This window comes from Devosia sp. LjRoot3 (assembly GCF_964252865.1).
GTDB lineage: Bacteria > Pseudomonadota > Alphaproteobacteria > Rhizobiales > Devosiaceae > Devosia.
This window is the reverse complement of sequence record NZ_CAXUPK020000003.1, coordinates 296475-319519: the sequence shown is the minus strand read 5'-3', so window position 1 is coordinate 319519 and position 23045 is coordinate 296475. Positions and strand designations below refer to the sequence as shown.

The window sequence follows — 23045 nt, the reverse complement described above, 5'->3', positions numbered from 1 at the left end:
AGCCCGTTCCGAAACTCTACTGCGGCGGTCACCTGGCTGCGTTTTCTGCGCTTCCGGTGCTCACGGACCTGTCCGCTGTGCTCCGGTTGTCGAAAACACTGCCATCTGAATCGCCGCAGCGAATTTCAAAACAGGCTCTCAGGGTTTTGCCAGCCGTAGCGTCATGGCGGGGTGGGTCGCAAGGGGAGAGTTTTACAATTGGGTGTGTGTGACGGCCTTTCAAGAGCCCGCGCGGGCGTTGTGCGCCCCGCCTAGTTGGCGGGCTGCGCCACGGGTCTTTTGCCTATCGCTCTGAAGCGGGGGATGACGGCCGGGGACAAGGCGGCGACGCAATAGAGCGCGGCTGTGACGCCCAAGGCGGTCAGGATGCCGGCCGTATCGGTCAGCAAGCCGGCATAAATGCCGCCAAACGGGATGAGCACCCATGTCAGCGAGCCGACAAGGCCCGCGAGCCCGGTGAGCAGGGGACTGTTGGCGGTCGAGAGGACCAACCAGGGGATCGCGATCGCGGATAGACGTGTTCCGCCGATGGACCCGATCGTGGCGATGGCCAGCGCAACCAGCGGTATTTGCTGCTTCATATGTCCACGTCCACTCGCGGGAGGTTTGTCGGGAGCTTGCGTTGTACGTGGGGCTCTGTCGAGTGCGGGGAGAGGCCGTTTCGTCCAGAGTGGGTCGGGCCTTTCAAAATGAGACCGGCTATGGGAGGCTCAGGACATGCGACCGCTGCGATATTCGATCAATGTCACCCTTGATGGGTGCTGCGACCATCAGGCGATCATCCCGGATGAAGAGCTTCATCGTCGGGCCGCAGAGGGTATTGCGCGGGCGGATGCGCTGATCTTTGGGCGCGTGACTTACCAGTTGATGGAATCGGCATGGCGGCCGGTGGTGGAGAGCGGATCGCGGCCGGATTGGGTTGTCGACTGGATGGTGCCGTTTGCCGAAACCATTCACGCGGCCAAGAAGTATGTGGTGTCGGACACGCTGGAAACGGTGGACTGGAACGCGGAAATCGTGCGTGTGGCGGATATCGAAAAGACGGTTCGGGCGTTGAAGGAGATGTCGGGCGGGGCACTGGCGACGGGTGGTGTGATGCTGCCGCAGGCGCTGGTGGAGCTGGGGCTGATCGACGAGTACGAGTTTGTGGTGCATCCGCGCGTGGCGGGGCATGGGCGAACGCTGTTTTCGGGTCTGTCGAAGCCGTTGGATTTGAGGCTGGTGGATCAGCTGGAATATGGTTCGGGCGCTGTGGCGATGCGCTATGTGCCGCAGGGCTGAGGCTGAAACGGCCTTGTCCAGGCGAGATGGATTGCCGGGACAAGCCCGGCAATGACGACAACTCAAGATGCTGTGCTTGCTACCAGGCCTGACTGTTTGGACTGGTGGATGGCTGTGCCGGCCGCCCGTATTTGACAGGCCCGCTCAGCGCTCCTATCACCCAGAGCGAATGTTTTTGTTGCCTGGGAGGGGCGACAGACACTGTCCGCGCTTCGCGGCAAGAAATGGCTCGCCTTGGCAAACGAAGACACCCGCTCCCAGACCGACCGAGACAATGCGCGGGAGCGTGGCGGACTGCGCGGGAGCGCGCGGGAACTGGTGGAAGCCTGGCAGGAGACGGGCGACTGGCTGAAGGGCGTGCGCGCGGAGATCTGGGTCGTCCTTGGCCTGATTGTGGCGGTGCTGGTGTTCTGGGAATGGCTGGCGGGGCAGTATCCTGAGGCCATTGTTCCCTCCATCGGGGAAACGGCCAATGCCCTGTTCAAGATGATGCAGGACCCGCGCCGGGACTATTTCGACGCCGTCGGCAGCACGGTGCAGGTCTATTATTCCGGGCTCGGACTGGCTCTGGTGCTGGGCTGGAGCATGGCCGGTTTGATGGGGCGGCTGCCGCTGCTCGGTCGGGTGATGAAGGTCATTCTCGACTTCTTCGCCAATATTCCGATCATCGCCTTCATGCCGCTTTTCGTGGCGCTGCTAGGGTTGGGGCCTTCGGCCAAGATCGTCGTGGTGCTCCTCGCCGCCTTCATCGTGATCACGACGACGGCGCAGGCGGCGTTCGAGGGGGTCGGCAAGGGCGATGAAGAGGCGGCCATGGGGCTGGGGGCATCGCGGCTGCAAGCGCAGGTGCGGCTCGTATGGCCGCAGGTTCTGCCGCAGATGATTGCCGGGTTACGGCTTGGGGCGGCGCAGGCGCTGACGGCTTGTATTATCGCCGAAATCTATACGGCGATGACGGGGCTCGGCGGGTTGCTCGTCGGCTATGGCGCTTCGTTCAATATGCCTCGCTATTTCGTCACCGTGCTGACGGCGATGGTTATCGGCGGTGTTACGGCGGCCGTGTTGCGGCGGTTGGAGCGGCGCTTTGCGATACCCTGATTTGTTGGAGCTTTCTTATGAGACTTACCCAGGTTGCTGTTGCTCTGATCGTCGCGGTTCTGTCTGTGGGACAGGTGGCGGCGGCGCCGTTCCGGATCATCGTGACGTCGACCGAGGTGCCGCTGGTGCCCAATTCGGTGCTGCATCTGGCGCTGAGCGAGGGCTATTTCGAGCGGGCCGGGGTTGAGGTGGAGCTGGTGCCGGCGGCGCAGACGCCGATGGCGATCACAGCGCTGCTGACCGGTGGCGGGGAGATGGCCAATATTTCGGTGGAGGCGCTGCTGGGGCTTTATGCGCGGGGCGACAAGAGCCTTGTGGCGGTTGGTTCGACCGACAAGGCCATCCCCTACATTATCGCGGCCCGGGAGGGCGTTGGCTTCGAGAGTTTGAGCAGCGGGACTTTTGGGGTCGGACGGGAAAACAGCCTCGACTATACGCTGTCGCGGCTGGTGTTGCAGAGCCGGGGCACCAAGATCGAGGAGATGACCTATGTGCCGCTGGGCGATCCGGCGGTGCGGGCGCAGGCATTGCAGCAGGGACGGGTGGACGCCACGACCATGTCGATCGGCGTGTTCCTGGCCATGCCGGAGCGCGCGGGCCTCGAAATCCTCGTTGATGCTGAGGAGTTTTATCGCTCGGCGCCGGTGCTGACCAAGGTGAATGTCGTTTCGGCCGGGGTGTTGCAGGATCGCGGTGACGAGGTCGATGCGGTGCTGGAGGGGCTGACGCTGGCGGCGCGAGACTTTGCGGCCGATCCGCAGCTGTGGGTGGATGCCATGACGCGGGCGCGTCCCGATGTGGCGACGGAGACGCTGGCGGAGCTGTCCGGGCTTTATGCCGGGAGCTGGACCGTCAATGGCGGGCTGCAGCTGAGCGACGCCAACTATACCCAGACCTGGTTCGAGGAGAGCGGGTCGCTCGGGGCCGACGTAAAGATTCCAGTGCAGTTCTGGACCCGGTTCGAACCGATGGATCGCGTGCTGGAAAAGATCGGCGTTTCCGAGGGCGGGGATGCGGTGACGCGCTAGGGCGCCTTGTCGTTTATATTCCGAAAGCAGGGGCGGCCTTCGGAATAGGTGCCGGCGTTTTTCGCCGAAAGCGTGTTTTCACGCCTCTATTCTCGGTTCCGGTGGAGCCGGGTGATGATCGCTAGAAGTGGTAGTTCACGCCGAGGCGGATGACGTGGGTTGACGCGCTCAAGTTGGATGCCTGCGCGCCGGATAGCGTGCCGACGGGTGCCTGCAGGCCGCTCAGGCTGATATAGCTATATTCCGCCTTGACGGTGAAGGCGTCGGTGACGAAGGCTTCGATGCCGGCGCCGGCCGTCCAGCCGGCCATTGTGCCCGTAAAGGTATTTGTTATGGCTGGCGCAGCAGGGGTGACATTCGCCTTTGTATTGCCGGCAGCGAAACCGGCGGTGCCGAAGAACAACACCCTGTCTACGGCGAAGCCGGCTCGACCCTTGATCGTGCCCAGCCAATCGAGTTGGCCCTGGCAATTGTAGGCCGGGTCCGCGACGCAGACTGCCGTGCCGGTTGCGCCGCTCCAGGCGAGGTCGCCTTCGAGGCCAAGCACGATCCGATCAAACTGCGCGTTGAAGCCCAGGGTGCCGCCGATCAGGCCACCGGAGACCGGAACATTGGTGGTGACGCCAGTTGTCGCGCCGACGGACTTGGCCTCGCCGCCGATATAGCCGGCGTTGAGGCCGGCATAGAAGCCCGACCAATCGAAACCGGCATCGGGGATGACCAGCGGTGGTGGGTCTACGAGGATCAGGTCGGCACCCTGTGCGGCACCTATCGATATAAAAGAAGCGGCCAAGGCCGCTACGAATCTACTTTTCATTACGCCCCCTTGAATTTCCTTGTGAAAACAAAACAAGCAACAAAACAGTATTACAACAATTGTTGCCCGGCAATGTGGTGGCGGTCTTACTGATGTTTGGCGGTTTTGTGAGGTTGTCGGTGTTTTGGGCCGACCGATAGGCGCGAGGCGGGCGCATCATTTTATACATGACATTAATAATCACCTTTTGTATGAAAGGGCATCTGTCGAGAAGGTGATCCATGTCGCTCCGCTCCCTCATCGTGTCAGCCGTCATCAGCCTGGGCATGGTCGTTGCCGTGCAGGCACAATCTTTCCCCGTTACCGTCCAGCACGCCTATGGCGAGAGCGTCATTCCCGAAAAGCCGCAGCGCATCGTGACCTGGGGCTGGTCGACGCAGGACGCGGTCATTGCGTTGGGGGAAGTGCCGGTGGGTATTCCGCATTTCAGCTATGGCGGGGACGAGAACGGCGCGCTGCGCTGGACCAAGGAGGCGGTGGCGGCGCTTGGCGCGGAGTTTCCGACCATTTTGCCGGCTGGTGGCGAGCCGCCGGTCGAGGCGATTGCGGCACTGCAGCCGGACCTGATCCTGGCGGTCTATTCGGGGCTGACGCAGGAACAGTATGACGTGCTGAGCGGGATTGCGCCGGTGGTGGCATTCCCGGAGACGGTCTGGGATACGTCCTGGCAGGACACGATCACCATCACCGGCGAGGCTATCGGCAAGAAGGCCGAGGCTGAGGCGCTGGTGGCTGAGCTTGAGCAATTCATTGCTGACGAGACGGCGAAGTATCCGCAGCTGGCAGGCACCAGTTTTGCCGCCATCGCCGAGTGGAATGGCGAGATCAATGTCTATGGGGACCTCGATTCCCGCGTGCAGTTTTTGGTCAATGCGGGGCTGACTTCGGCGCCAAGCGTGGCCGAGCTGGCGCAGGGGCAGGACCTCTATTTCATGCTGAGCTTTGAGAATCTCGACCGGCTGACGAGCGATGTGCTGGTGACCTATTTCGAGACCCCGGAAACCGATGCGGCCTTTTTCGGCAATTCGGTGATTGCGCTGGCGCCGCAGGTGGCCAAGGGGGCCGTGGCGCGGGTGGTGGGGGCGGAGCTCATCAATTCGGTTTCGCCGCCGAGTGCCCTGTCGCTGAAGTGGGGATATCCGCAATATATCAAGCTGATTGCCGACGCTGCCACGGCGGCCGGGAAGTAGGGGCAGCGTTCCGCGGCCTCTCACCGCACTGGTCAAGCGGACGGGGCTGGCTTACATAGGGGCAACACGCGCAACCCGAGAGTTGGAAAAGCCATGACCCAGAGCAGCAACCGGATTTTCGATGGCCTTGGCCGGATCATGAACGAGGCTGCGGGCGTTGCCGATGGCGTGCGCCGGGAAGTGGAAACCGTTGCCAAATCGCAGGCCCAGCGCATCGTGGCCGATATGGAACTGGTGAAGCGCGAGGATTTTGACGCGCTGCGCGAGCTGGTGCAGGTGCAGGGCGAAGAGATCGACGCGCTGCGCAAGGAATTGGCTGCTCTTAAGGCCGAAAAGTCCGCGTAAGCTTTGCGCCTCGCGGTCATTTCAGACGTGCATGGCAATGCGCCGGCGCTGGACGCCGTGCTTGAGCACATTGCTGGCGAGCATGTCAATACCATCGTGCTGCTCGGTGACCATGTCAGCGGGCCGATCGACCCAGCCGGGGCGGCAGAGCGGCTGATGGGGCTCAATGCCGTGGCCATTCGCGGCAATCATGACCGCTGGACGGTGGATACCGGGCTGCGTGGGGCAGGGGCGGTGGACCGCTTTGCCAGGGCGCAGCTGTCGGCGGGGCAGCTGGATTGGCTCGCGGCGCTGCCGGCGACGGCAAAGGTGGGCGAGGAGGTCTTCGTTTGTCACGGAACGCCCGATGACGACGAGATGCCCTGGCTCGACAATTTCTACGACGGGCGCACGACGACGCTGCCTTCCGAGGAGGAGGTGGCGGGGCATGCCGAGGGGATCGGCAGCGGGGTTATTCTTTGTGGCCACACCCATATTGCGCGGACGCTGCGGCTGACTGATGGACGGTTGATCGCCAATCCCGGTTCGGTGGGGATGCAATTGGTGCGTGGTTCGCCCGATGCGCATTATGGAATCGTCGAGAAGGGGCGTCGTGGCTGGCAAACGGCGCTGATCGCCGTGCCCTATGATACGGAGGCGGCCGCAAGGCTGGCCGAGGCCAATGGATTTCCCGGCTGGGGCGAGTCCATCCGGCATGGATGGGCGGGCCCCGAGAGTCTGGGCTAGGTGCTCGCTGGCGCCTGCTGGTTAACAAGTCGTTACTGTCATCCACAAGAGATTGCCCTCTCCGGGATCAGCCGCACTCCCTGAATCAGTAACGCAGTGTACCCTTTCCATTGTGGACGATTCGAGCGCTGGAGGAGGCGCGAGAGACGGTCCGCATTCACGGTGCACCGCCTATCGATGCACTCGACAGTCGCGCCAAGCCAGCATGGAAACGGCCAATGTCCTTGATTGCCCACGAGCCCGATCGCGTGTCCCATCCGGTGGACCTGGTCGAGCATATCGCATCGATCAATGACTGGAATTTTGAGCGCCAGGACGCGGACGAAATCTCGATTTCGGTGCGCGGCGGCTGGAGCGACTATCATGTGTCGTTCAACTGGATGGAGGATCTCGAAAGCCTCCATGTGGCGTGTGCCTTTGACCTCAAGGTGCCCGATGGGCGGCGCGCGGAAATCAGGCAGTTGATCAGCATGATCAACGAGCAGCTCTGGATCGGGCACTTCGACATCTGGAACAAGGAAGGCGTCGTGCTCTTCCGCAATTCGCACCTGCTTACTGGTGGCGCCGATGTGTCGCCGCAGCAATGCGAAGCGCTCTTGCGTTCGGCCAGCGATAGCTGTGATCTCTACTATCAGGCTTTCCAGTTCGTCGTCTGGGCAGGCAAATCGGCGGCGGATGCGCTGAGCCATGTGATGTTCGAAACCGTGGGAGAAGCGTGATGGCGAATTTGCGCTCGATCGGGCCCGTGATGCTGGTGGGTGCCGGCAAGATGGGCATGGCTTTGGCGACGGGCTGGTTGGAGGCGGGCTTGCCGCCGACCAATCTGGTGCTGGTGGAACCGCGGCCAAGCGAAGAGACCAAGGCCTTTGCGGCTGAATATGATTTGAAGATTTATGACCATGCCGTGGGGCTTCTGCCCAATGTGCTGGTGCTGGCGGTCAAGCCGCAGGTGATCGACGAGGTGATGGCGAGCCTCGTGCCGGTGATCGGGCCGCAGACGCTGGTGGTGTCTATTGCCGCCGGGATTTCACTGGCGCGGCTGGCCAAGGGCACGGGCACTGACCGGGTCGTGCGCAGCATGCCCAATACGCCGGCGCAAATCGGCAAGGGTGTGACGGGTGTCGTCGCTGGAAGCGGTGTCGATCGGGATGGTCGTTCTGCGGCGGAGGCGCTGCTGTCGGCCGCGGGGCTGGTCGTCTGGTTCGATCAAGAAGGCGATCTCGATGCGGTGACGGCCGTGTCGGGTTCGGGCCCGGCCTATGTGTTCAATCTGGTCGAGGCATTGGCGGCGGCGGGCGTGGCGCAGGGGCTGGATGAGCATGTGGCCATGGTGCTGGCGCGGCAGACCGTCATTGGCTCGGCAGCGCTGCTTGAGGCCGATGCGGCGCCGGCAAGCGTGTTGCGCCAGAATGTGACGTCGCCAAATGGGACCACGGCGGCAGCGCTGAATGTGCTGATGGGCGAAGATGGCCTGACGCCGCTGATGGACCGCGCGGTTGCGGCGGCGCGGAAGCGCAGCGAGGAACTGGGGCAGGGGTAAAGGCCCCAACGTTTTCACGCGTTGTCTGGACCATCCACGCACTCGGTTGTCACCCCGGCGAAAGCCGGGGGCCATCCTGAGCCCGAGATGGGCCCCGGCTTTCGCCGGGGTGACAACCGGTGAGCGTGTAGATTCCGCGCTGGGCCTTGCTTCGGTCGAAACGTGACCTGCTCTAGCGCGGCGGGCTGAGAAGCGCGCGAAGCGAACCGATCTGTTCGAGCGGCGGGGTTTCCAACTCGGAGAGCCTATCCAATTGAATATTGGCCGCGAGGAGGTCTTGCGTCTGGCCGGAAAGCTGGAAGCGCAGGATGTGGGCTTCGGCCAGGGCGAGGCCGAGCGTGGGTTCGGTCGGGTCTGATTGGCTGGCTGTCGCAAGCGCGGTGATGGCGCGATTGACAAGGCGGTCGACGCGACGCGGATCGTCGCTGTGGCGGGCTTCGGTGATCAGCAGGAGGCCAAGGCCAAGACCAGCGGCCTGCAGGGTCGGGGTGTCGTCCTTGACCAGAGGATCGCGCAGGATGGTTTCGTAGCACCATATGGCTTCGACCAGTTCACCCTGTTGTTCTAGGCGCTGGGCTTCGGACAGATACTGAACGAGACTAAGAATCTGCCGCTCCCGAAGGTTGCCGAACTGATTCCAGAGTGCCGGACAAGTTATTGTGGCACAAGCCTATTTTGTGGTGTGGGCTTGGTGGCGGCCAGGCGCAGGCCGGTTCTATTTTGATATCTCGGGATGGGCCCGGCCTGGCGCCGGGGGTGACATTCGAGGCGTGGTGAGACTTTGGCGGGGCTAAGAGCCTCAGAGATTGACGGTGAGGTTGAGTCGGTCGAGCACCGAATGGTCGGACGGCTCGACCATGCCGACGAGGAATTGTCGAACCATGCGTGCGCCCTCGGGGGGCAGGGCGGCGATGGCGTCTTCGATGCGGCTGGCTTGCGTGGCCGAAAGGGTGGCGAAGAGGCTGCGGCCTTTGTCGGTGGCAAAGAGCAGGCGCTGGCGGCGGTCGGAATGGCCGGTCTTCTGCTCGATGTAACCGTTGTCGATCAGCTGGCGGAGCACCCGGGCGAGGCTCTGCTTGGTGATCTTCAAAATGTCGAGAAGGTCGGCGACCGGCATGCCGGGGCGCAGGTTGACGAAATAAAGCACGCGATGGTGGGCACGGCCAAAACCCTGGCGTTCGAGCAGGGCATCGGCATCGCCGGTGAAGTCTCGATAGGCAAAGAAGAAAAGGCCCATGATGTCGAGCGGCAGCCCGGCTTCTGCGGGTTTTGCAGAATTTATGTCAGCCTTGTTGACATTTTTTTGGCTCTCTGCCATTGTCACTCCATCGCACAGGCGCTCCGTCTTATCACAAAGACATTCAGGTTTGCCAAGGGCATGGCCCTTGGGGCATGATCAAGGGAACGTCCGTTTCGCGAGCAAACGGCAAAAACGAAGACTCTGGAGAGGATCATGGCAGGCGTGCCCATGGACCAGCGCGATGGCTGGATTTGGTTCGACGGCGAACTCAAACCGTGGAAGGACGCGAAGATTCACGTACTGACGCACGGGCTTCACTATGCCAGCTCGGTATTTGAAGGCGAACGCGCCTATGGCGGCGAAATCTTCAAGTCGCGCGAGCACACTGAACGCCTGATCCGTTCGGCCGCGACTCTCGATATGCCCTTCCCCTATTCGGTCGACGAGATCGAGGCTGCCAAGCGCCTCGTGCTCGACAAGAACGGGCTGGTCGATGCCTATGTGCGGCCTGTGGCCTGGCGCGGTTCGGAAGAGCTGTCTGTGCCGGCGCGCAACAACAAGGTGCACGTGGCGATCGCCGCATGGGTCTGGCCGAGCTATTTCTCGGTCGAGGAAAAGCTCAAGGGCATTCGTCTTGAGTGGAGCAAGTGGAAGCGCCCGAGCCCGGAGACCATTCCGTCTTCGGCCAAGGCTGCGGGTCTTTATATGATCTGCACGCTCTCCAAGGATCACGCCATGGCGAACGGCTTTGCCGATGCGCTGATGCTGGACTATCGCGGCTATGTGGCTGAAGCCACGGGCGCCAACGTGTTCTTCATCAAGGGCAAGGACATCACGACGCCGACGCCGGATTGCTTCCTCAACGGGTTGACCCGGCAGACGCTGATCGCGCTGGCCAAGGAGAATGGCTTTACGGTGACCGAACGGCATATCATGCCGGAAGAGCTGAGCCAGTTTGACGAGTGCTTCCTGACGGGGACCGCCGCGGAAGTGACGCCGGTTTCGCTGATTGGGGACTACAAGTTTACCCCTGGCGAAGGTTGCCGGACGCTGATTGACGCGTATTCGGCAGCGGTGCAGCCGAAGCGGGCGGCGGCGGAGTAATTTTCGCTGATTTGAGTTTGAGAGGCCGGGCAGTGATGCCCGGCTTTTTTGTTTCTCGACCGCCGCGTCATTCCCGCGAAAGCGGGAATCTCATTTGTTCTTGGGCAAAACAGAGATCCCCGCTTTCGCGGGGATGACACGGTGGATGGCGAAGGGAATGGCGTGACGGGTGAGGGGGCCTTACTTGGTCCAGCGATCTCTGGCTGAGTCGTCTGCCGCCTTGGCCTCTACCCATTCAGTACCCGCTGCCGTCTCTTCCTGCTTCCAGAAGGGGGCGTCGGTTTTCAGGTAGTCCATCAGGTATTGGGCGCCGTCGAAGGCGGCTTGGCGGTGGGAGGCGAGGGTGACGACCTGCATGATCGGTTCGCCGGGGATCAGGCGGCCGTAGCGGTGGAGGACCGCGGCGTCGATGAGGTTGAAGCGGGCGATGGCGGCGTCGCGAATGGTGGCGATCTCGTTTTGGGCGAGCTCGGGGTAGCATTCGAGGATGAGGGCGGTGATCGGGTGGTCCGGGGTGGAGCGGACCATGCCGGTGAAGGTGACGGCGGCGCCGGCTTCGGGGTGGTTGGCCTGGAACTCGGTGAGGAGGGTGCCGGGGTCGAAGGGGGAATTTGAGATGATGATCATTTCGTTCCGCTCGTCCGGCCCTTCTAGCTTTCAAACTATCACCACGTCATCCCCGCGAAAGCGGCGATCTCGGGATCAAACATGGATTCCCGCTTTCGCGGGAATGACACCGTGGGTTAGCCACCGGTCATGGGCGGGAGGATGGCTATGGTGTCGGCATCGGCGATGGGGGTTTCCCAGGGGACGATGCGGGCGTTTTTCGAGAGCTTGAATTGTTTTGGGTTCGCCATGGCGAGGTCGAGAGCTTCGTCATTGGCGCGGAGCCAGGTGATGAGGTCGGCCAGGGTTTTGACTTCGGCGGGCGGGGAGACGTCGTCGCTGGCGCGGTTGAGGCGCTCGCGGAGCCAGGCGAAGTAGAGGATTTTCATTTCGCGGTGGTGCCGACGAGGTGCGGCCAGGAGGCGCGGAGGTAGTTCCAGCCGGTCCAGAGGGTGATGGCGCCAGCGGCCCAGAGGATCAGATCGGAGATGAGGCGCAGGCCGGGAACGAGAGGTTCGACGAGGACCACGGCCAAAGCGACGAGCTGGATGGTGGTCTTCCACTTGGCGAGCTGGCTGACGGGGAGGACCACGGCGGTGTTGCCGAGGAATTCGCGCAGGCCCGAGACGAAGAATTCGCGGAAGAGGATGGCGCTGACGGGGATCATGTCCCAGCCGGAAAAGCTGCCGTCCCACGCGAGGGCGGCGATGAGGATGCCGACGAGGAGCTTGTCGGCGATGGGGTCCAGCATGCGGCCGAGGTCGGAATATTGATTCCAGGCGCGGGCGAGGAAGCCATCGACCCAATCGCTGGCGGCGGCCACGACGTAGAGAACCAGGGCGATGATGCGCAGGGTCAGGTCGCCGTCCATCACCAGATAGACGATCGGGATGATCGCCGCGATGCGGGCGATGGTGATGATATTCGGGACGAGCGTGAGCGGGTTTCTGGCCATGGGGGGACAGAACAGGAATGGGGGCGGGGGGTCAAGAGTGGGCTTCGCTCTTGCCGATCACCCCCACCCAACCTCCCCCATCAAGGGGGAGGTGCTGTTCGGCGCGCGGCGAGAGATCAGGCGACAGCCTGATTGGTGGCGGCGCGGCGCTTTTCGACGGATTCGGCCAGGGCGTTGAGGGTGGTGACGGTGGTGTCCCAATCGATGCAGCCGTCGGTGATGGACTGGCCGTAGGTCAGTTCCTGGCCGGGGACGAGGTCCTGGCGGCCGGCGACGAGGTTGGATTCGATCATGACGCCGATGATGCGCTTGTCGCCGGCGGCGAGCTGGGTGCCGATATCGGCGAGGACCAGGGGCTGGTTTTCTGGGTTTTTCGAGGAATTGGCGTGGCTGGCGTCGATCATGATAGCCGGGTTGAGGCCGGACTTGATTGCGGCCTGGGCGGCGGCCTCGACGCTGGCTGCGTCGTAATTGGTGGTTTTGCCGCCGCGGAGGATGATGTGGCAATCTTCATTGCCCGTCGTCGCGGCGATGGCGGAGCGGCCGTCCTTGGTGACGGCGAGGAAATGGTGCGGGTGCGAGGCGGAGAGGACGGCGTCGAGCGCGATCTTCACGTTGCCATCGGTGCCGTTCTTGAAGCCGACGGGGCAGGAGAGGCCGGAGGCCAGTTCGCGGTGGATCTGCGACTCGGTCGTGCGGGCGCCGATGGCTGCCCAGGAGACGAGGTCGGCAATGTATTGCGGGGTCGTCATGTCGAGGAATTCGCAGGCGGCGGGGAGACCGAGATTGGCGACGTCGAGCAGCAGGGTGCGGGCGGTGTGCAGCCCTTGGGTGATGTTGAAGCTGCCGTCGAGATCGGGGTCGTTGATCAGCCCCTTCCAGCCCACGGTGGTGCGGGGCTTTTCGAAGTAGACGCGCATGATGATTTCGAGACGGTCGCCGAGGGTTTCGCGCAGGGCGACGAGGCGGTTGGCATAGTCCATGGCCGCCTTGGGATCGTGGATGGAGCAGGGGCCGACGATGACGGCCAGGCGATCGTCCTGGCCCGTAAGAATATTATGGAAATCGTGGCGGGCGGCGATGACGGTGCGGGTGGCGGCGTCGGTGCGCGGATGCTGGCGCATGACCTCGATGGGCGTGGTCAGCGGTTTGATTTCGGTGATGCGAAGGTCGTCGGTGGATTTGAGCATTTGGTGGTCCTCGGAGATTTTGGTCGAGGGGCCAATAAAAAAGCCGCCTCGAAAGTCGGGCGGCTGGCTTGCGATTTGGGTCTGGTCGTGTCGGGATCAGAACGCGCGCGCAATAGCCTCCGCCGGGAGCGGATAGCTAAAATACCAAAAAAAGGTCGCTGCGTTGATCATGGCGTGGAAGCTAGCGGAGGAGTCGGAGCTTGTCGAGTCCCGACTTTAGGAGGGGGTAACCCCCACCCAACCTCCCCCTGGCAGGGGGAGGAGTGGCACCGAGCGTGGACCGACCTACCCGCCCGCGCCCTGGTAGTTGCGGATGCAGTGGCGCCAGTGGAGGGCGCCGAGGGTGACTGCCAAAGGGCCGGCGGCGAGGGAGCCGAGGAGGGCCCAATCGCCGAGGAGAGGGACTGGTTTGCCAAGGGTGACGGCGACCGGGACGAAGGCGAGGAAGCCGAGCGGGGCCACGGTCAGCATCAGGATTTGCAGGGGCACCGGGAAGATATTGAGCGGATAGCGCGCCAATTCCCAGAAGCCGAAGAAGATGGAGAACAGGTGTTTTGAGCGTACCCAGACGAGGGCCGTGGCGCCGATCATGGTCATGATGGCGGCGGTGACCATGGCGGCGCTGATGAGGCTGGCGAGGAAATAGAGCGCCGTGAGCACGGACCAATCGACGGCGACCTGAGTGACGGCCCAGGCCATGAGGCCGACGGCGAGGATGATGTGGCCGGCATAGCCGATATTGAGGCCGGAAAAGACGAGGTAGACCCAGGGACTAACGGGCTTGATGAGCACTGCATCGAAGGTGCCCAGCCGAACTTGTTCCTCGATGTTGCGGAACTGGGTGAAGCTGAGGGACGCGCCGATAGAATAGGCGAGGAGGTGGAAAGAGAGCAGGAGGGCCATTTCGCTCCAGTCCCAGCCGCCGAGATTGCCGAAGCGGAGAAGCAGGAGGGCGATGGCCGTATAGGTGGCGGCGTAGCTCAGGGCCTGGGCGAACCAGGCGAGCAGCATGGCGCCGCGATATTCCATGCGGGTGCGCACATACATCCGAACGAGATGGGGGATGACGGCGAGGGAGCGGGACATTTCAACCTCCCTGCACGATGAGGCGGTGACGTGCCTTGGCCCAGAGCGCGAGCACGGCGGCAGTCAGGACGGCGAGCCAGACGATGCCGATGCCGAGATGGGTCCAGGTGGCGGCGACGTCGAGTTTTCCGAGATAGACAGCGGATGGGTAGTAGCTGATCCAGGCGAAGGGCATGTAGCCGAAGGCGGTGGCGAGCGGTGCGGGCAGGAACCAGAGGGGGATGATGGCGCCGGAGAAGAGCGACATGATCGCCATGAGGAACCATTCGAGCGAGAAGGCGGTGAGCAGCCAGAAGGCAAGGAGGCCGCAGAGGCAGGCGAGGGTGAAGAGGATCAGCCAGGACACGGCCCAATAGGCGAAGAACATCAGGCCGTGGAAAGGGCTGGCTGGAGGGAGGAGGCCGACGGTGAAGCCGACGATGAGGGCCACCGGCAGGACGATGGCGACGCATTCGAAGGCGAAATGGCCGAAATGGGTGCTGAGCAGATAGGACGGATAGTGCAGCGGCTTCAGGAGGAAGACCGCCACGTCGCCGGTGCGCACGGCGTCGCCGACGTCGTAGAGGACGCGCGAATATTCCCAATAGAGCAGGGGGCCGGCGAGGAGGGAATAGGTGACCATCTCGGGCAGGGTGATGCCCTCAACCTGGCTCGCGCCGGCAAAAAGGGCGGTCCAGATGGCGACGCGGGCAAAAATGCTGACGAGATCGCCGAAGGCGCTGGCCCAGACCTGATTGCGATAGACAAGGCGCGACTGGAAGGCCGTGAGCGCGAAGGCGGGGTACGCGGCGGCCCTCATGGCCGGGCTCCGGCCAGGGTCGGCTTGTTCTGGTAGAAGGTGCGGATCACTTCCTCGATGTCGGGCTCTTCGAGCTTTATGTCGGTGAGGTCGTGGCCTGAGCCGAGTTCGGTGAGGACATCGAGGATGGAGGTCTGCTCGTTTTCGAGGAGGAAATGTTTGGCGAGGCCTTCGTCGGTGACGAGTTGAGCCGTCTTGAGCGTGATGGGGCCGGGGTCGGTGCCGAATTCGAGCTTCAGGCGGCGGCGGGAGCCTAGGGCGGTACGCAGGCGTTTCAGTTCGCCGTCGAAGAGCAGTTTGCCATCGTCGACCATGATGAGGCGCGGGCAGATTTCCTCGATGTCCACGAGGTCGTGGGTGGTGAGGATGATGGTGGTGCCGCTGTTGCGATTGACCTCGGCGAGGAACTTTCGGACCACGTCCTTGGCGACGACATCGAGGCCGATGGTGGGTTCGTCGAGGAAGAGGATTTTGGGATCGTGCAGCAGCGCCATGGCGATTTCGGCGCGCATGCGCTGGCCGAGGCTGAGCTGGCGGACCGGGCGGTCGATATAGAAGGCCATGTCGAGCATGGTGGTGAGGCGCGCGAGGTTGTCGGCGAAACGCGGCGCCGGGATGTCATAGATGTGGCGGTTGAGATCGAAACTGTCGCGCACGGGCAGGTCCCACCAGAGCTGGCTGCGCTGGCCGAAGACGACGCCGATTTCGGCGGCATTGGTAATGCGGTGGCTATGGGGCTCGCGACCGAGGACTTCCACCGTGCCGGTCGTGGGGACCAGGATGCCGGTCATCATCTTGATCATGGTGGATTTGCCGGCGCCATTGGGGCCGAGATAGCCGACGGCCTCGCCGGGCTGAATCTCGAAGGAGATACCGTCGACAGCGCGCACTTCGGTGAATTCTTGCGAGAAGAGGCCGCGAATGGCGCCGCCGAAACCGGCCTGGCGCTTGGGCTGGCGGAAGATTTTTTCGACGCCTGATGCCGCGATGATAGCCATGTTTCCCCTCCCCAGAGGCAGGGCAAGCTAACCGATTCTCGGGGCGTGGGAAGGGGATAGAAGAATTGGGCCCGCGGAGAGAGCCGCGGGCCGAAAGGGCGCTACATGCGCACCTTGGCGGTGTCGCCCATATTGGGCTTGGCGCCAGTGGCGGCAGCGACCAGCATTTTTGCGGTGGCGACCAGCATGTTGGGGCTGTCCCAGACCTCGCCATCTTCCGGGGTGACGCGGAGGAGGCGGATCTGCGGATCGCTCGCATCGTCCCACCAGGCCTTGTCAAAGCTCTCCCAGAGATCGGCGATTTTGGCGCGGTCGTTCAGCGCTTCGGCTTCACCGGCGATGACAACGTATTTGTGGCCGCCATTGTCGGCCCAGGCGAGGGAGACGTGCGGAAAGTGCTCGATCTCGGTGAGCTTGTGGCCTTCGAGATCGGTGAGGAAGTAGATGGCGTTTTCCTCGCGATGGACGCGGGCAGACATGGGACGGCTGCGCTGCTGTTTGCCGTCCCAGGTGGTCAGCATGCAGATGTCGATCTTTTCGGCCAGCTCCCAGATGCGGTCGAGGGCTTCGCCGGGCGGGAGGATGTTGTTGTTCTCTTCGGTCATGGTTCGTCTCCTTGAAGGGGCTGGGAGACGAACGGGCGGATGCGGGGGAGGTTGCCGGTGAACGGGCCTCCCGCCGATCACATCATTCGGCGGCGCAGGGCGAGGGATCGAAATAGTGGAGCTGGCGGATGACGACTTCGCCGTCCCAGGCGGGCCAATGCTGGCGGTGGAGGTCCATGAAACGCTCGGTCCAGGCGAGGGCTTCGGCTTCGGAGGGAAGTTCATAAACAGCGAAGCCGCCGACGACTTCCTTGGCCTCGGCGAAGGGGCCGTCGGTGGTGAGGGCGCCCTTGCGGATAGTCACGGTGGCGGTGTGGGACATGCCGCCATTTTCGGTCATGCGGGCGCCGGCTTCCATGCCGAGCTGGGCGATAGCCTGCATCAGGGAGGGTGGAGGGGAACCGGCTTCGGCCGGGTTGAGGGTGGTGACCATGGTGAGGAATTTCATCGGACGCTCCGGAGTGGGTTGCTGGTGCGACGAGTGGGGGTGGGGGATTTCGACAGGGGTACGCCCTCGCCCTTCGAGGCTACGCTACGCTTCGCGTCTCAGGGTGAGGTCTAATGGGGTTTTGTCACCGAGGTTATGCGTAGGTCAGGTCCGATTAAAGTGGTCGTAGACCAGCTGGGCCATGGCTTTGGAAATGCTCGGGACGGATTCGAGGTCCATGAGACTCGCCCTTGCGACGGCCTTGGCGGAGCCAAAATGGTTGAGGAGGGCGCGCTTTCTGGTGGGGCCGATGCCTTCGATTTCGTCGAGCGGGTTTTTCACCACGTCTTTCTTGCGTCTTGCGCGGTGGGTGCCGATGGCGAAGCGGTGGGCTTCGTCGCGGAGGCGCTGGACGTAGTAAAGGACCGGGTCGCGGTGGGGGAGCATGAAGGCGTCCTTGCCTTCCATGAAGAACTTTTCGCGGCCCGCGTCGCGCTCTTCGCCCTTGGCGATGCCGATGAAGGTGACCTCTTTGGGCAGGTTCAGTTCGGCGATGACTTCCTTGACCGCATTGAGCTGGCCGGCGCCGCCGTCGATGAAGACGACATCGGGCCAATCGGGCATGCCGGTCTGCTCGTCTTCGGCGTCCGTTTCGCTTTCGGCGGCAAGACGGGTGAAGCGGCGGGTGAGGACTTCGCGCATCATGCCAAAGTCGTCGCCGGGGGTGATGTCGGTCGATTTGATATTGAAGGTCCGGTAGTGCTTTTTGGAAAAGCCTTCCTCGCCAGCGACGATCATGCCGCCCACGGCATTGGTGCCGGAGATGTGGGAGTTGTCGTAGACTTCGATACGGCGCGGGGTTTCCTCCAAGCCGAAGATTTCGCCGACGCCTTCGAGGAGCGCGCGGTGGGAGGCGCCTTCGGCGAGCTGGCGGCCGAGGGCTTCGCGGGCGTTTTGGAGCGCATGGTTGACGAGGTCGCGCTTTTCGCCGCGCTGGGGTGTTTCGATGCGAACCTTGTAGCCGGCGCGGGTGCGCAGGGCTTCTTCGAGGACGTCCGGCTCTGACATTTCGTGGCTGAGGAGCACGAGGCGCGGCGGGGTGCGGTCTTCGTAGAACTGGCCGATGAAGGCTTCGAGCACTTCGGCGTCAGAGAGCGAGTCGTCGGCCTTGGGACGGAAGGCGTGGTTGCCCCAATTCTGGAAGGCGCGGAAGAAGAAGACCTGCACGCAGAACTGGCCGCCTTCGTGGTGAATGGCGAAGACGTCGGCTTCTTCAACGGATTTGGCGGTGGCGTCGCCCTGGGACTGGATGTGGGCGAGGGCGGAGAGGCGGTCGCGGAGCAGGGCGGCGCGCTCGAAATCGAGGTTTTCGGCGGCGCTGGCCATGTCCGTTTGCAGGTGGTCCCTGACGGTCTGGGATTTACCGGTGAGGAAGAGGCGCGCGTCTTCGACCAGTTCGCCATAGGCTTCGAGGCTGATCTCGCGCGTGCAGGGTGCGGCGCAGCGCTTGATTTGAAATTGCAGGCAAGGCCTTGTTCTGGCGGCGTAAAAGCTGTCGGAGCAATTGCGCAGCAGGAAGGCCTTTTGCAGACTTGCAATGGTGCGGCTGACGGCGACGGCGGAGGCGAAGGGCCCAAAGTAGTGGCCGGGACGGCGGCGGGAGCCGCGGTGCTTGGTGAGTTCGGGGGCTTCGTGATCGGTGGCGATCAGGATGTAGGGAAAGCTCTTGTCGTCGCGGAGGAGGACATTGAAGCGCGGTTTCAGGCGCTTGATGAGATTGGCTTCGAGGAGGAGGGCCTCGGCCTCCGTCTCGGTGCGCACGAACTCCATCGAGACGGTGGCCATGATCATGCGCTGGATGCGCACGGAGAGGCCTTCGGGGCGGGTGTAATTGGTAACGCGCGACTTTAGCGAGCGCGCCTTGCCGACATAGATGACCTCACCGTTTTCATCGAGCATGCGATAGACGCCCGGCGCCGAGGGCAGGGTGCGGACGAAGTTCTTGATGACTTCGGGGCCGGCGGGAATGGGGGCGGGTGTCGTGTCGGTGTCAGTCATTTTCGGGGCGTGGGGCCGCGGCGGCTCGGGTAATCGAGGTGCTTGCCGCCATCGAGGGCGAGCATCTGGCCGGTGAAGGCGGGCATGGAGAGAATGGCGAGAACGCCCTGCGCGATGGCTTCGGGATCGGCGTGGCGTTTCAGGGGCAGGGTTTTGACGCTGTTCTCAAAATCCTCTTCGCTCTGGCCATTGTGCGGCAGGACGGGGCCGGGGCCGATGGCGTTGACGCGAATGGCGGGCGCGAGAGACTGGGCCATGGTCTGGGTGGCGGTCCAGAGCACGGATTTTGAGAGGGTGTAGCTGAAATAGGCCGGGCTGGGTTTGAGAACCCGCTCGTCGATCATGTTGATGATGTTTCCCTCCACGCCGTCGGGAAGCTGCGCGGCAAAGTCGCGCGAGAGAAATATGGGGGCTTCGGCGTGGATGGCAAAGTGCTCGTCCCAGAGAGCCTCGTTCACATCACTGATACTGTCGGGGTGAAAGACCGAGGCATTGTTGACGAGGATGGTCAGCGGGCCGAAGGGCTTTTGGGCCTTGGCGACGAGGTCGGCACGGTCGGTGCGGCTGGCAAGATCGGCTTTGACAGTGGCGGCGCGGCCGCCTTGGGCAGTGATTTCGGTGGCGAGATCACGTGCGCCGGTTTCGTCCGAGCGGTAGTGGATGACGACGGCATGGCCTGCCCCAGAGAGAGCGCGTGCGATGGCGGCGCCGATGCGGGTGCTGGCGCCGGTGACGAGGGCTGTGCCGGGGCGGTTCGGAAAGATTCGGGGCGTTTCGGACATCGGGCGGACAATAGGCCGGATTGGCCGCTTCCTTCAATCGGGGCGTGGCGATGGTGAGCGAGGCGCAAAGGCTTCTTCGGGCTCAATTATCTCAAACTGAATGACAGAACCCGGCAGTAGCTTTGTGCTTTCCCTGCACCGCGAGGAGAGTTAACGTCCTCATACACGGAGGTTGGAGCTTCCGTGAAAAAGAGGGGGACTACCATGGAAGTCATAGTGCCTTTATTGGTGCAATTGATCGCTGGCGGTGCTGGCGGCAATGTCATCGGACAATTGGCGAAGAACCTCAACCTCGGGACCACCGGCAATTCTATTGTTGGTGCTATCGGGGGCCTTGCCGGCACATGGCTGGCCGGCATGATTCCGGGTCTCGACTCGCTGGTGGGTGCAGCCGCCGGCACGGGAGGCCTGGATTTTGGTGCACTGGCAGGACAGGGCGCGACCGGTCTGGTCGGCGGTGGCGTGCTGACGGCAATCGCCGGCATCGTCAAGTCCGCAACGGCCAAGAGCTGAGGCCGAAGGCACTTTTGGCTCATCTGGAGCCGAAGGTCGACTTGGCTTCTCTCCTGCGCTAGCGTTCCGGCGCCCCGCGAGGCCGATATTTGCGAGGCGCCACACTCTTCCCTCCGGTGACCATGTCCTCCCCCCTTGAACCACGCGCGGATAATCTGGGCCGCGCGATCGCGCTCACCCTCACCACCATTGCGGTATTCGGCGTTCAGGACGCGGTCGCCAAGCTCCTGGTGCAGGAGCATTCGCCGTTCCAGATCACGATGATGCGCTATTGGGGCTTTGCGGTCTTCGCGCTTGTTATCGTGATGCGGCAGGGGCCGCTGCGCGAGGCGCTGCGCTCGAAAATGCCGAGGCGGCAGATCCTGCGCGGCGTGTTGCTGATGATCGACATCTGGTGCTTCGCCATTGCGCTGCAGACGGTGGCGCTGGGTGAATTGCAGGCAATCGTCATCGTCTATCCGCTGATGGTGACGGTTTTTGCGATTCCTATCCTGGGCGAGAAGGTCGGCATTTTCCGTTTTGCGGCGGTGGGGGCGGGGCTTTTGGGGGCGTTGATTATTCTTCGGCCGGGTGGCGTGCCGCTGGAATGGGGCGTGGCCTTCGCGATTGCCTCGGCTGCCTCCTATGCGCTTTACATTGTCCTGACGCGGCAGGTTTCGGCCAGCGACAGCGCGGCGACCAGTCTGGCTTATGGCGCGCTGGTGGGGCTGGTGATGTCGAGCGGGGTCGGCATCTTCTTCTGGCAGCCCATGCCCTGGACGGATTTTGCGCTTGTTGTCGTGACCATGCTCACGACCTGCGCGGGGCATGGCCTGATGGTTTATGCGCTGACCATGGCGCCGGCCAGCGTGCTGCAGCCGTTCAACTATTTCTCGCTGCCCTGGGCCATTGTGCTCAGCATCGTGGTTTTCGGGCAGTGGATCGATCCGATCTCGCTGATCGGCGCGGCTGTCATCGTGGCAGCGGGGCTGGTGGTGATGGCGCGGGAGCGGCAGAAGCGAATTCCAGCCGTGGCAGCGACGCCTGTGGGCGAGGAATAGGCTGCACTTGCAGGCGTGCCCTTGAATGGGCATGTGATGCAGAATGGTTCGGGAGACTTGCCGATGTGGCTACAAATCGCCTTGGTGCTGCTGCTGATCGGTGGTGGCTGGACGCTTCTTACCCGCGGAAAGGTGACCAAGGAGCGCGAGGCGCTGACCCTGCGGCGCGTGGACGCCTATATCGAGACGATCCGGCGCGAGAGGCGCAATGCCGAGCTGGTCGCCATGAGCGACAGCGAATTGCGCGATCTGCTGCATGCGGGCGCGCGGAATTTTCGCGTGGCGAGCCAGAAGCGCGGCTGGTTCCTGCTCGGTGTGGGCGGGGTGACGCTGTTTTCGGCCATTGCCATTGCCAGCCAGGACGGCTGGCGCGGCTTCGGCATTGCCGTGGTCGTGGGTGCCATTGTTGCCTATGGGCTCAACGAATTTCTCGTTCGCAAGGCGCGGGCGCCGCTCGAGCGCTATGGCGTCGATGTCGAGCGGCTGACGGTGGAATGAACTTCAAACCCGCGCTTTGTCGAGTACTTCCACCATCCGGCTGCGCCAATCTTCCCCAGTGGCCTGAAATCTGGCGATGGTCTCTGGATCAAGCCGCAAAGTGACCGCCTGGCGAGCATTGTCGAGTTTGGGCCGGCCCCTGCCGCGCTTCATGGCTTCGGCAAAGCTCGTCCGGCCCCTGGCCTGTTCGTCAGTAATTTCGGGATTGTCCGGGTCGGACGCGATCATGCGCTGGACCTCGGCCTCTTCTGCCGGGGTAAGCGGGCGATCGGCACTGAACTTTGTCATAGAAGGCTCCTTTCCTTTCGGCTGGCCGGGCGCATTGAGATAACGGCAAGCGCCTCGATGCCCAAAGGTTGAAACACCACTGCAATAATGATGCCTCTGAACTCGCCGATTGCGAGGAGGCGATCTTCCTTCGCGGGGAAGATTGCAGCGGCTTCGAAGAACTGGACCGTGAGTGAAGCGAAGTCGAGGCCATCGTGCTTGGCGATATTGCTCAGGCGCTTCGGTTCATCGAAGGTGATGTTCACGAGAATATTCGTACACGATAAATTTCTTGACGACAAGAATATTCGTGTACCGAAAATACAAAAGCGGCCCCGTTAAGGGGCCGCTCGGTAGTCGGTTGTTGGCCGGAATTAGCTGCCGGCGCAGAAGTAGCCGTTGGGGCCGTTGAAGCAGAAGCTGGCGCCTGGGCGGGTCGGATAGGGCGTCGGGTAAGGACGCGGCGGCCAGGGTTCCGGATTCCAGTGAGGCGGACGCGGCGGGCGCGGGTTCCAGTGGGGCGGGCGCGGGGGCGGAGCGGGTTCGTAATAGTCGTCGTCCCAGCCACCATTCCATCCGCCGCCGCTCGACAGATAATTGGCCGAAACCCAACCATCGGGACCGCGCTTCTGCACGAAGCACCAGCTGCCGCGGCAGTATTGGATATCCACACGTTCGCCGCGACGCAGCGCATCGACCACAGCGTAGCCAGCGCCCGGGCCGGAGCGCACGTTGACATTGCCGGTGGCGATTGCAGGCGCGGCAGAGGCCGCAGCGGTTGTCGCCAGGACTGCCAGGGTGGCAAGCGCGGAAGTGATCAGCTTGCGATTAAGAGCCATGGGAGTTCTCCTT

Annotated in this window: 31 protein-coding genes; 13 read left to right on the top strand and 18 right to left on the bottom strand. The window is 62.9% G+C overall.

Annotated elements, in window-relative coordinates; all coding sequences use genetic code 11:
* Window positions 1-251: 251 nt before the first annotated feature.
* Entirely contained in the window at window positions 252-581 is a 330-nt protein-coding gene (locus tag ACSQ2A_RS12575) for a hypothetical protein (protein WP_436072516.1), read from the bottom strand.
* Between the two features lie 136 nt (window positions 582-717).
* Here ACSQ2A_RS12575 and ACSQ2A_RS12570 point away from each other — a divergent pair, with 136 nt between their 5' ends.
* From ACSQ2A_RS12570 to ACSQ2A_RS12560, 3 genes are all read left to right on the top strand, one after another.
* Complete coding sequence (locus ACSQ2A_RS12570) at window positions 718-1281, top strand: dihydrofolate reductase family protein (RefSeq protein ID WP_436072515.1); 564 nt, start codon at window positions 718-720, stop codon at window positions 1279-1281.
* 234 nt (window positions 1282-1515) lie between these two features.
* Window positions 1516-2379: an ABC transporter permease gene (locus tag ACSQ2A_RS12565; protein WP_436072514.1), complete on the top strand. Its 864-nt coding sequence runs from the start codon at window positions 1516-1518 to the stop codon at window positions 2377-2379.
* A gap of 17 nt (window positions 2380-2396) precedes the next feature.
* Entirely contained in the window at window positions 2397-3407 is a 1011-nt protein-coding gene (locus ACSQ2A_RS12560) for an ABC transporter substrate-binding protein (protein WP_436072513.1), read from the top strand.
* A gap of 121 nt (window positions 3408-3528) precedes the next feature.
* On the opposite strand, the gene ACSQ2A_RS12555 is transcribed toward ACSQ2A_RS12560, so the two are convergent.
* Both ACSQ2A_RS12555 and ACSQ2A_RS12550 read right to left on the bottom strand, forming a co-directional pair.
* The gene (locus tag ACSQ2A_RS12555) at window positions 3529-4200 is read right to left on the bottom strand and encodes an outer membrane protein (protein ID WP_436072512.1); all 672 of its coding nucleotides are present in this window, start codon (window positions 4198-4200) and stop codon (window positions 3529-3531) included.
* 13 nt (window positions 4201-4213) lie between these two features.
* The gene (locus ACSQ2A_RS12550; RefSeq protein ID WP_436072511.1) at window positions 4214-4447 is read right to left on the bottom strand and encodes a hypothetical protein; all 234 of its coding nucleotides are present in this window, start codon (window positions 4445-4447) and stop codon (window positions 4214-4216) included.
* Here ACSQ2A_RS12550 and ACSQ2A_RS12545 point away from each other — a divergent pair.
* From ACSQ2A_RS12545 to ACSQ2A_RS12520, 6 genes are all read left to right on the top strand, one after another.
* Entirely contained in the window at window positions 4446-5414 is a 969-nt protein-coding gene (locus ACSQ2A_RS12545) for an iron-siderophore ABC transporter substrate-binding protein (protein WP_436072510.1), read from the top strand. The two genes, ACSQ2A_RS12550 and ACSQ2A_RS12545, sit on opposite strands and share 2 nt — an antisense overlap.
* 93 nt (window positions 5415-5507) lie before the next feature.
* On the top strand, window positions 5508-5759 hold the full coding sequence (locus ACSQ2A_RS12540) for an accessory factor UbiK family protein (protein WP_295412569.1): 252 nt from the start codon (window positions 5508-5510) through the stop codon (window positions 5757-5759).
* A 3-nt stretch (window positions 5760-5762) separates the two neighbouring features.
* Window positions 5763-6485, top strand: coding sequence for a metallophosphoesterase family protein (locus ACSQ2A_RS12535; protein WP_436072509.1), 723 nt, complete (start codon window positions 5763-5765; stop codon window positions 6483-6485).
* A 218-nt stretch (window positions 6486-6703) separates the two neighbouring features.
* Entirely contained in the window at window positions 6704-7204 is a 501-nt protein-coding gene (locus ACSQ2A_RS12530) for a YbjN domain-containing protein (protein WP_295412566.1), read from the top strand.
* The gene (gene proC, locus ACSQ2A_RS12525) at window positions 7204-8025 is read left to right on the top strand and encodes a pyrroline-5-carboxylate reductase (RefSeq protein WP_436072508.1); all 822 of its coding nucleotides are present in this window, start codon (window positions 7204-7206) and stop codon (window positions 8023-8025) included. The genes ACSQ2A_RS12530 and proC overlap by 1 nt, the downstream gene beginning before the upstream one ends.
* A 358-nt stretch (window positions 8026-8383) precedes the next feature.
* Window positions 8384-8593 (top strand): hypothetical protein, encoded by a 210-nt coding sequence (locus ACSQ2A_RS12520; RefSeq protein ID WP_436072507.1) that lies wholly within the window; start codon window positions 8384-8386, stop codon window positions 8591-8593.
* 231 nt (window positions 8594-8824) lie between these two features.
* Here the strand turns inward: ACSQ2A_RS12520 and ACSQ2A_RS12515 are convergent, their stop codons facing one another.
* On the bottom strand, window positions 8825-9343 hold the full coding sequence (locus ACSQ2A_RS12515) for a MarR family winged helix-turn-helix transcriptional regulator (RefSeq protein WP_436072506.1): 519 nt from the start codon (window positions 9341-9343) through the stop codon (window positions 8825-8827).
* A 135-nt stretch (window positions 9344-9478) separates the two neighbouring features.
* Between ACSQ2A_RS12515 and ACSQ2A_RS12510 the strand changes: the two genes are divergently transcribed.
* The gene (locus tag ACSQ2A_RS12510) at window positions 9479-10369 is read left to right on the top strand and encodes a branched-chain amino acid aminotransferase (protein ID WP_436072505.1); all 891 of its coding nucleotides are present in this window, start codon (window positions 9479-9481) and stop codon (window positions 10367-10369) included.
* A 180-nt stretch (window positions 10370-10549) separates the two neighbouring features.
* Here ACSQ2A_RS12510 and ACSQ2A_RS12505 read toward each other — a convergent pair whose 3' ends face one another.
* From ACSQ2A_RS12505 to ACSQ2A_RS12455, 11 genes are all read right to left on the bottom strand, one after another.
* Complete coding sequence (locus tag ACSQ2A_RS12505; RefSeq protein ID WP_436072504.1) at window positions 10550-10996, bottom strand: molybdenum cofactor biosynthesis protein MoaE; 447 nt, start codon at window positions 10994-10996, stop codon at window positions 10550-10552.
* A gap of 116 nt (window positions 10997-11112) precedes the next feature.
* Window positions 11113-11364 carry a MoaD/ThiS family protein gene (locus ACSQ2A_RS12500; protein WP_436072503.1) on the bottom strand — a complete coding sequence of 84 codons (252 nt, stop codon included), beginning with the start codon at window positions 11362-11364 and terminating at the stop codon, window positions 11113-11115.
* The gene (pgsA, locus tag ACSQ2A_RS12495) at window positions 11361-11930 is read right to left on the bottom strand and encodes a CDP-diacylglycerol--glycerol-3-phosphate 3-phosphatidyltransferase (protein ID WP_436072502.1); all 570 of its coding nucleotides are present in this window, start codon (window positions 11928-11930) and stop codon (window positions 11361-11363) included. The genes ACSQ2A_RS12500 and pgsA overlap by 4 nt, the downstream gene beginning before the upstream one ends.
* A gap of 116 nt (window positions 11931-12046) precedes the next feature.
* On the bottom strand, window positions 12047-13120 hold the full coding sequence (locus ACSQ2A_RS12490) for a 3-deoxy-7-phosphoheptulonate synthase (protein ID WP_436072501.1): 1074 nt from the start codon (window positions 13118-13120) through the stop codon (window positions 12047-12049).
* Window positions 13121-13405: 285 nt separating this feature from the next.
* On the bottom strand, window positions 13406-14206 hold the full coding sequence (locus ACSQ2A_RS12485; RefSeq protein WP_436072500.1) for an ABC transporter permease: 801 nt from the start codon (window positions 14204-14206) through the stop codon (window positions 13406-13408).
* A 1-nt stretch (window position 14207) separates the two neighbouring features.
* Window positions 14208-15005: an ABC transporter permease gene (locus tag ACSQ2A_RS12480; RefSeq protein WP_436072499.1), complete on the bottom strand. Its 798-nt coding sequence runs from the start codon at window positions 15003-15005 to the stop codon at window positions 14208-14210.
* Window positions 15002-16003, bottom strand: coding sequence for an ABC transporter ATP-binding protein (locus ACSQ2A_RS12475; protein WP_436072498.1), 1002 nt, complete (start codon window positions 16001-16003; stop codon window positions 15002-15004). Before ACSQ2A_RS12475 ends, ACSQ2A_RS12480 begins: the two co-directional genes overlap by 4 nt.
* A 101-nt stretch (window positions 16004-16104) precedes the next feature.
* Window positions 16105-16608, bottom strand: a complete 504-nt coding sequence (locus ACSQ2A_RS12470; RefSeq protein WP_295412552.1) for a pyridoxamine 5'-phosphate oxidase family protein — start codon at window positions 16606-16608, stop codon at window positions 16105-16107.
* An 82-nt stretch (window positions 16609-16690) separates the two neighbouring features.
* Window positions 16691-17056 carry a YciI family protein gene (locus tag ACSQ2A_RS12465; RefSeq protein ID WP_436072497.1) on the bottom strand — a complete coding sequence of 122 codons (366 nt, stop codon included), beginning with the start codon at window positions 17054-17056 and terminating at the stop codon, window positions 16691-16693.
* A 144-nt stretch (window positions 17057-17200) separates the two neighbouring features.
* Window positions 17201-19093, bottom strand: a complete 1893-nt coding sequence (gene uvrC, locus ACSQ2A_RS12460; protein WP_436072496.1) for an excinuclease ABC subunit UvrC — start codon at window positions 19091-19093, stop codon at window positions 17201-17203.
* A complete protein-coding gene (locus tag ACSQ2A_RS12455; protein ID WP_436072495.1) occupies window positions 19090-19875 on the bottom strand; it encodes an SDR family oxidoreductase in 786 nt (261 codons plus the stop codon). The genes uvrC and ACSQ2A_RS12455 overlap by 4 nt, the downstream gene beginning before the upstream one ends.
* 204 nt (window positions 19876-20079) lie before the next feature.
* Here ACSQ2A_RS12455 and ACSQ2A_RS12450 point away from each other — a divergent pair, with 204 nt between their 5' ends.
* The 3 genes from ACSQ2A_RS12450 to ACSQ2A_RS12440 all read left to right on the top strand — a co-directional run bounded on the left by ACSQ2A_RS12450 (window position 20080) and on the right by ACSQ2A_RS12440 (window position 21926).
* Window positions 20080-20388: a hypothetical protein gene (locus tag ACSQ2A_RS12450; protein ID WP_436072494.1), complete on the top strand. Its 309-nt coding sequence runs from the start codon at window positions 20080-20082 to the stop codon at window positions 20386-20388.
* A 122-nt stretch (window positions 20389-20510) separates the two neighbouring features.
* Window positions 20511-21428 carry a DMT family transporter gene (locus tag ACSQ2A_RS12445; RefSeq protein WP_436072493.1) on the top strand — a complete coding sequence of 306 codons (918 nt, stop codon included), beginning with the start codon at window positions 20511-20513 and terminating at the stop codon, window positions 21426-21428.
* 63 nt (window positions 21429-21491) lie between these two features.
* Window positions 21492-21926, top strand: a complete 435-nt coding sequence (locus ACSQ2A_RS12440) for a hypothetical protein (protein ID WP_436072492.1) — start codon at window positions 21492-21494, stop codon at window positions 21924-21926.
* Window positions 21927-21929: 3 nt separating this feature from the next.
* Here ACSQ2A_RS12440 and ACSQ2A_RS12435 read toward each other — a convergent pair whose 3' ends face one another.
* The 3 genes from ACSQ2A_RS12435 to ACSQ2A_RS12425 all read right to left on the bottom strand — a co-directional run bounded on the left by ACSQ2A_RS12435 (window position 21930) and on the right by ACSQ2A_RS12425 (window position 23032).
* Window positions 21930-22214, bottom strand: coding sequence for a BrnA antitoxin family protein (locus tag ACSQ2A_RS12435; RefSeq protein ID WP_436072491.1), 285 nt, complete (start codon window positions 22212-22214; stop codon window positions 21930-21932).
* Window positions 22211-22459, bottom strand: coding sequence for a BrnT family toxin (locus ACSQ2A_RS12430; RefSeq protein ID WP_436072490.1), 249 nt, complete (start codon window positions 22457-22459; stop codon window positions 22211-22213). The genes ACSQ2A_RS12435 and ACSQ2A_RS12430 overlap by 4 nt, the downstream gene beginning before the upstream one ends.
* A gap of 108 nt (window positions 22460-22567) precedes the next feature.
* A complete protein-coding gene (locus ACSQ2A_RS12425; RefSeq protein ID WP_436072489.1) occupies window positions 22568-23032 on the bottom strand; it encodes an SH3 domain-containing protein in 465 nt (154 codons plus the stop codon).
* Between the last annotated feature and the right edge of the window lie 13 nt (window positions 23033-23045).

Coding starts and splice junctions, on each gene's coding strand:
- ACSQ2A_RS12475 (WP_436072498.1), bottom strand. CDS start 16,003: ATGGCTATCATCGCGGCATCAGGCGTCGAAAAAATCTTCCGCCAGCCC.
- pgsA (WP_436072502.1), bottom strand. CDS start 11,930: ATGGCCAGAAACCCGCTCACGCTCGTCCCGAATATCATCACCATCGCC.
- ACSQ2A_RS12575 (WP_436072516.1), bottom strand. CDS start 581: ATGAAGCAGCAAATACCGCTGGTTGCGCTGGCCATCGCCACGATCGGG.
- ACSQ2A_RS12560 (WP_436072513.1), top strand. CDS start 2,397: ATGAGACTTACCCAGGTTGCTGTTGCTCTGATCGTCGCGGTTCTGTCT.
- ACSQ2A_RS12455 (WP_436072495.1), bottom strand. CDS start 19,875: ATGTCCGAAACGCCCCGAATCTTTCCGAACCGCCCCGGCACAGCCCTC.
- ACSQ2A_RS12470 (WP_295412552.1), bottom strand. CDS start 16,608: ATGACCGAAGAGAACAACAACATCCTCCCGCCCGGCGAAGCCCTCGAC.
- ACSQ2A_RS12570 (WP_436072515.1), top strand. CDS start 718: ATGCGACCGCTGCGATATTCGATCAATGTCACCCTTGATGGGTGCTGC.
- proC (WP_436072508.1), top strand. CDS start 7,204: ATGGCGAATTTGCGCTCGATCGGGCCCGTGATGCTGGTGGGTGCCGGC.
- ACSQ2A_RS12485 (WP_436072500.1), bottom strand. CDS start 14,206: ATGTCCCGCTCCCTCGCCGTCATCCCCCATCTCGTTCGGATGTATGTG.
- ACSQ2A_RS12550 (WP_436072511.1), bottom strand. CDS start 4,447: ATGGATCACCTTCTCGACAGATGCCCTTTCATACAAAAGGTGATTATT.
- ACSQ2A_RS12480 (WP_436072499.1), bottom strand. CDS start 15,005: ATGAGGGCCGCCGCGTACCCCGCCTTCGCGCTCACGGCCTTCCAGTCG.
- ACSQ2A_RS12445 (WP_436072493.1), top strand. CDS start 20,511: ATGTCCTCCCCCCTTGAACCACGCGCGGATAATCTGGGCCGCGCGATC.
- ACSQ2A_RS12505 (WP_436072504.1), bottom strand. CDS start 10,996: ATGATCATCATCTCAAATTCCCCCTTCGACCCCGGCACCCTCCTCACC.
- ACSQ2A_RS12540 (WP_295412569.1), top strand. CDS start 5,508: ATGACCCAGAGCAGCAACCGGATTTTCGATGGCCTTGGCCGGATCATG.
- uvrC (WP_436072496.1), bottom strand. CDS start 19,093: ATGACTGACACCGACACGACACCCGCCCCCATTCCCGCCGGCCCCGAA.
- ACSQ2A_RS12450 (WP_436072494.1), top strand. CDS start 20,080: ATGGAAGTCATAGTGCCTTTATTGGTGCAATTGATCGCTGGCGGTGCT.
- ACSQ2A_RS12440 (WP_436072492.1), top strand. CDS start 21,492: ATGTGGCTACAAATCGCCTTGGTGCTGCTGCTGATCGGTGGTGGCTGG.
- ACSQ2A_RS12500 (WP_436072503.1), bottom strand. CDS start 11,364: ATGAAAATCCTCTACTTCGCCTGGCTCCGCGAGCGCCTCAACCGCGCC.
- ACSQ2A_RS12465 (WP_436072497.1), bottom strand. CDS start 17,056: ATGAAATTCCTCACCATGGTCACCACCCTCAACCCGGCCGAAGCCGGT.
- ACSQ2A_RS12490 (WP_436072501.1), bottom strand. CDS start 13,120: ATGCTCAAATCCACCGACGACCTTCGCATCACCGAAATCAAACCGCTG.
- ACSQ2A_RS12425 (WP_436072489.1), bottom strand. CDS start 23,032: ATGGCTCTTAATCGCAAGCTGATCACTTCCGCGCTTGCCACCCTGGCA.
- ACSQ2A_RS12435 (WP_436072491.1), bottom strand. CDS start 22,214: ATGACAAAGTTCAGTGCCGATCGCCCGCTTACCCCGGCAGAAGAGGCC.
- ACSQ2A_RS12515 (WP_436072506.1), bottom strand. CDS start 9,343: ATGGCAGAGAGCCAAAAAAATGTCAACAAGGCTGACATAAATTCTGCA.
- ACSQ2A_RS12545 (WP_436072510.1), top strand. CDS start 4,446: ATGTCGCTCCGCTCCCTCATCGTGTCAGCCGTCATCAGCCTGGGCATG.
- ACSQ2A_RS12530 (WP_295412566.1), top strand. CDS start 6,704: ATGTCCTTGATTGCCCACGAGCCCGATCGCGTGTCCCATCCGGTGGAC.
- ACSQ2A_RS12510 (WP_436072505.1), top strand. CDS start 9,479: ATGGCAGGCGTGCCCATGGACCAGCGCGATGGCTGGATTTGGTTCGAC.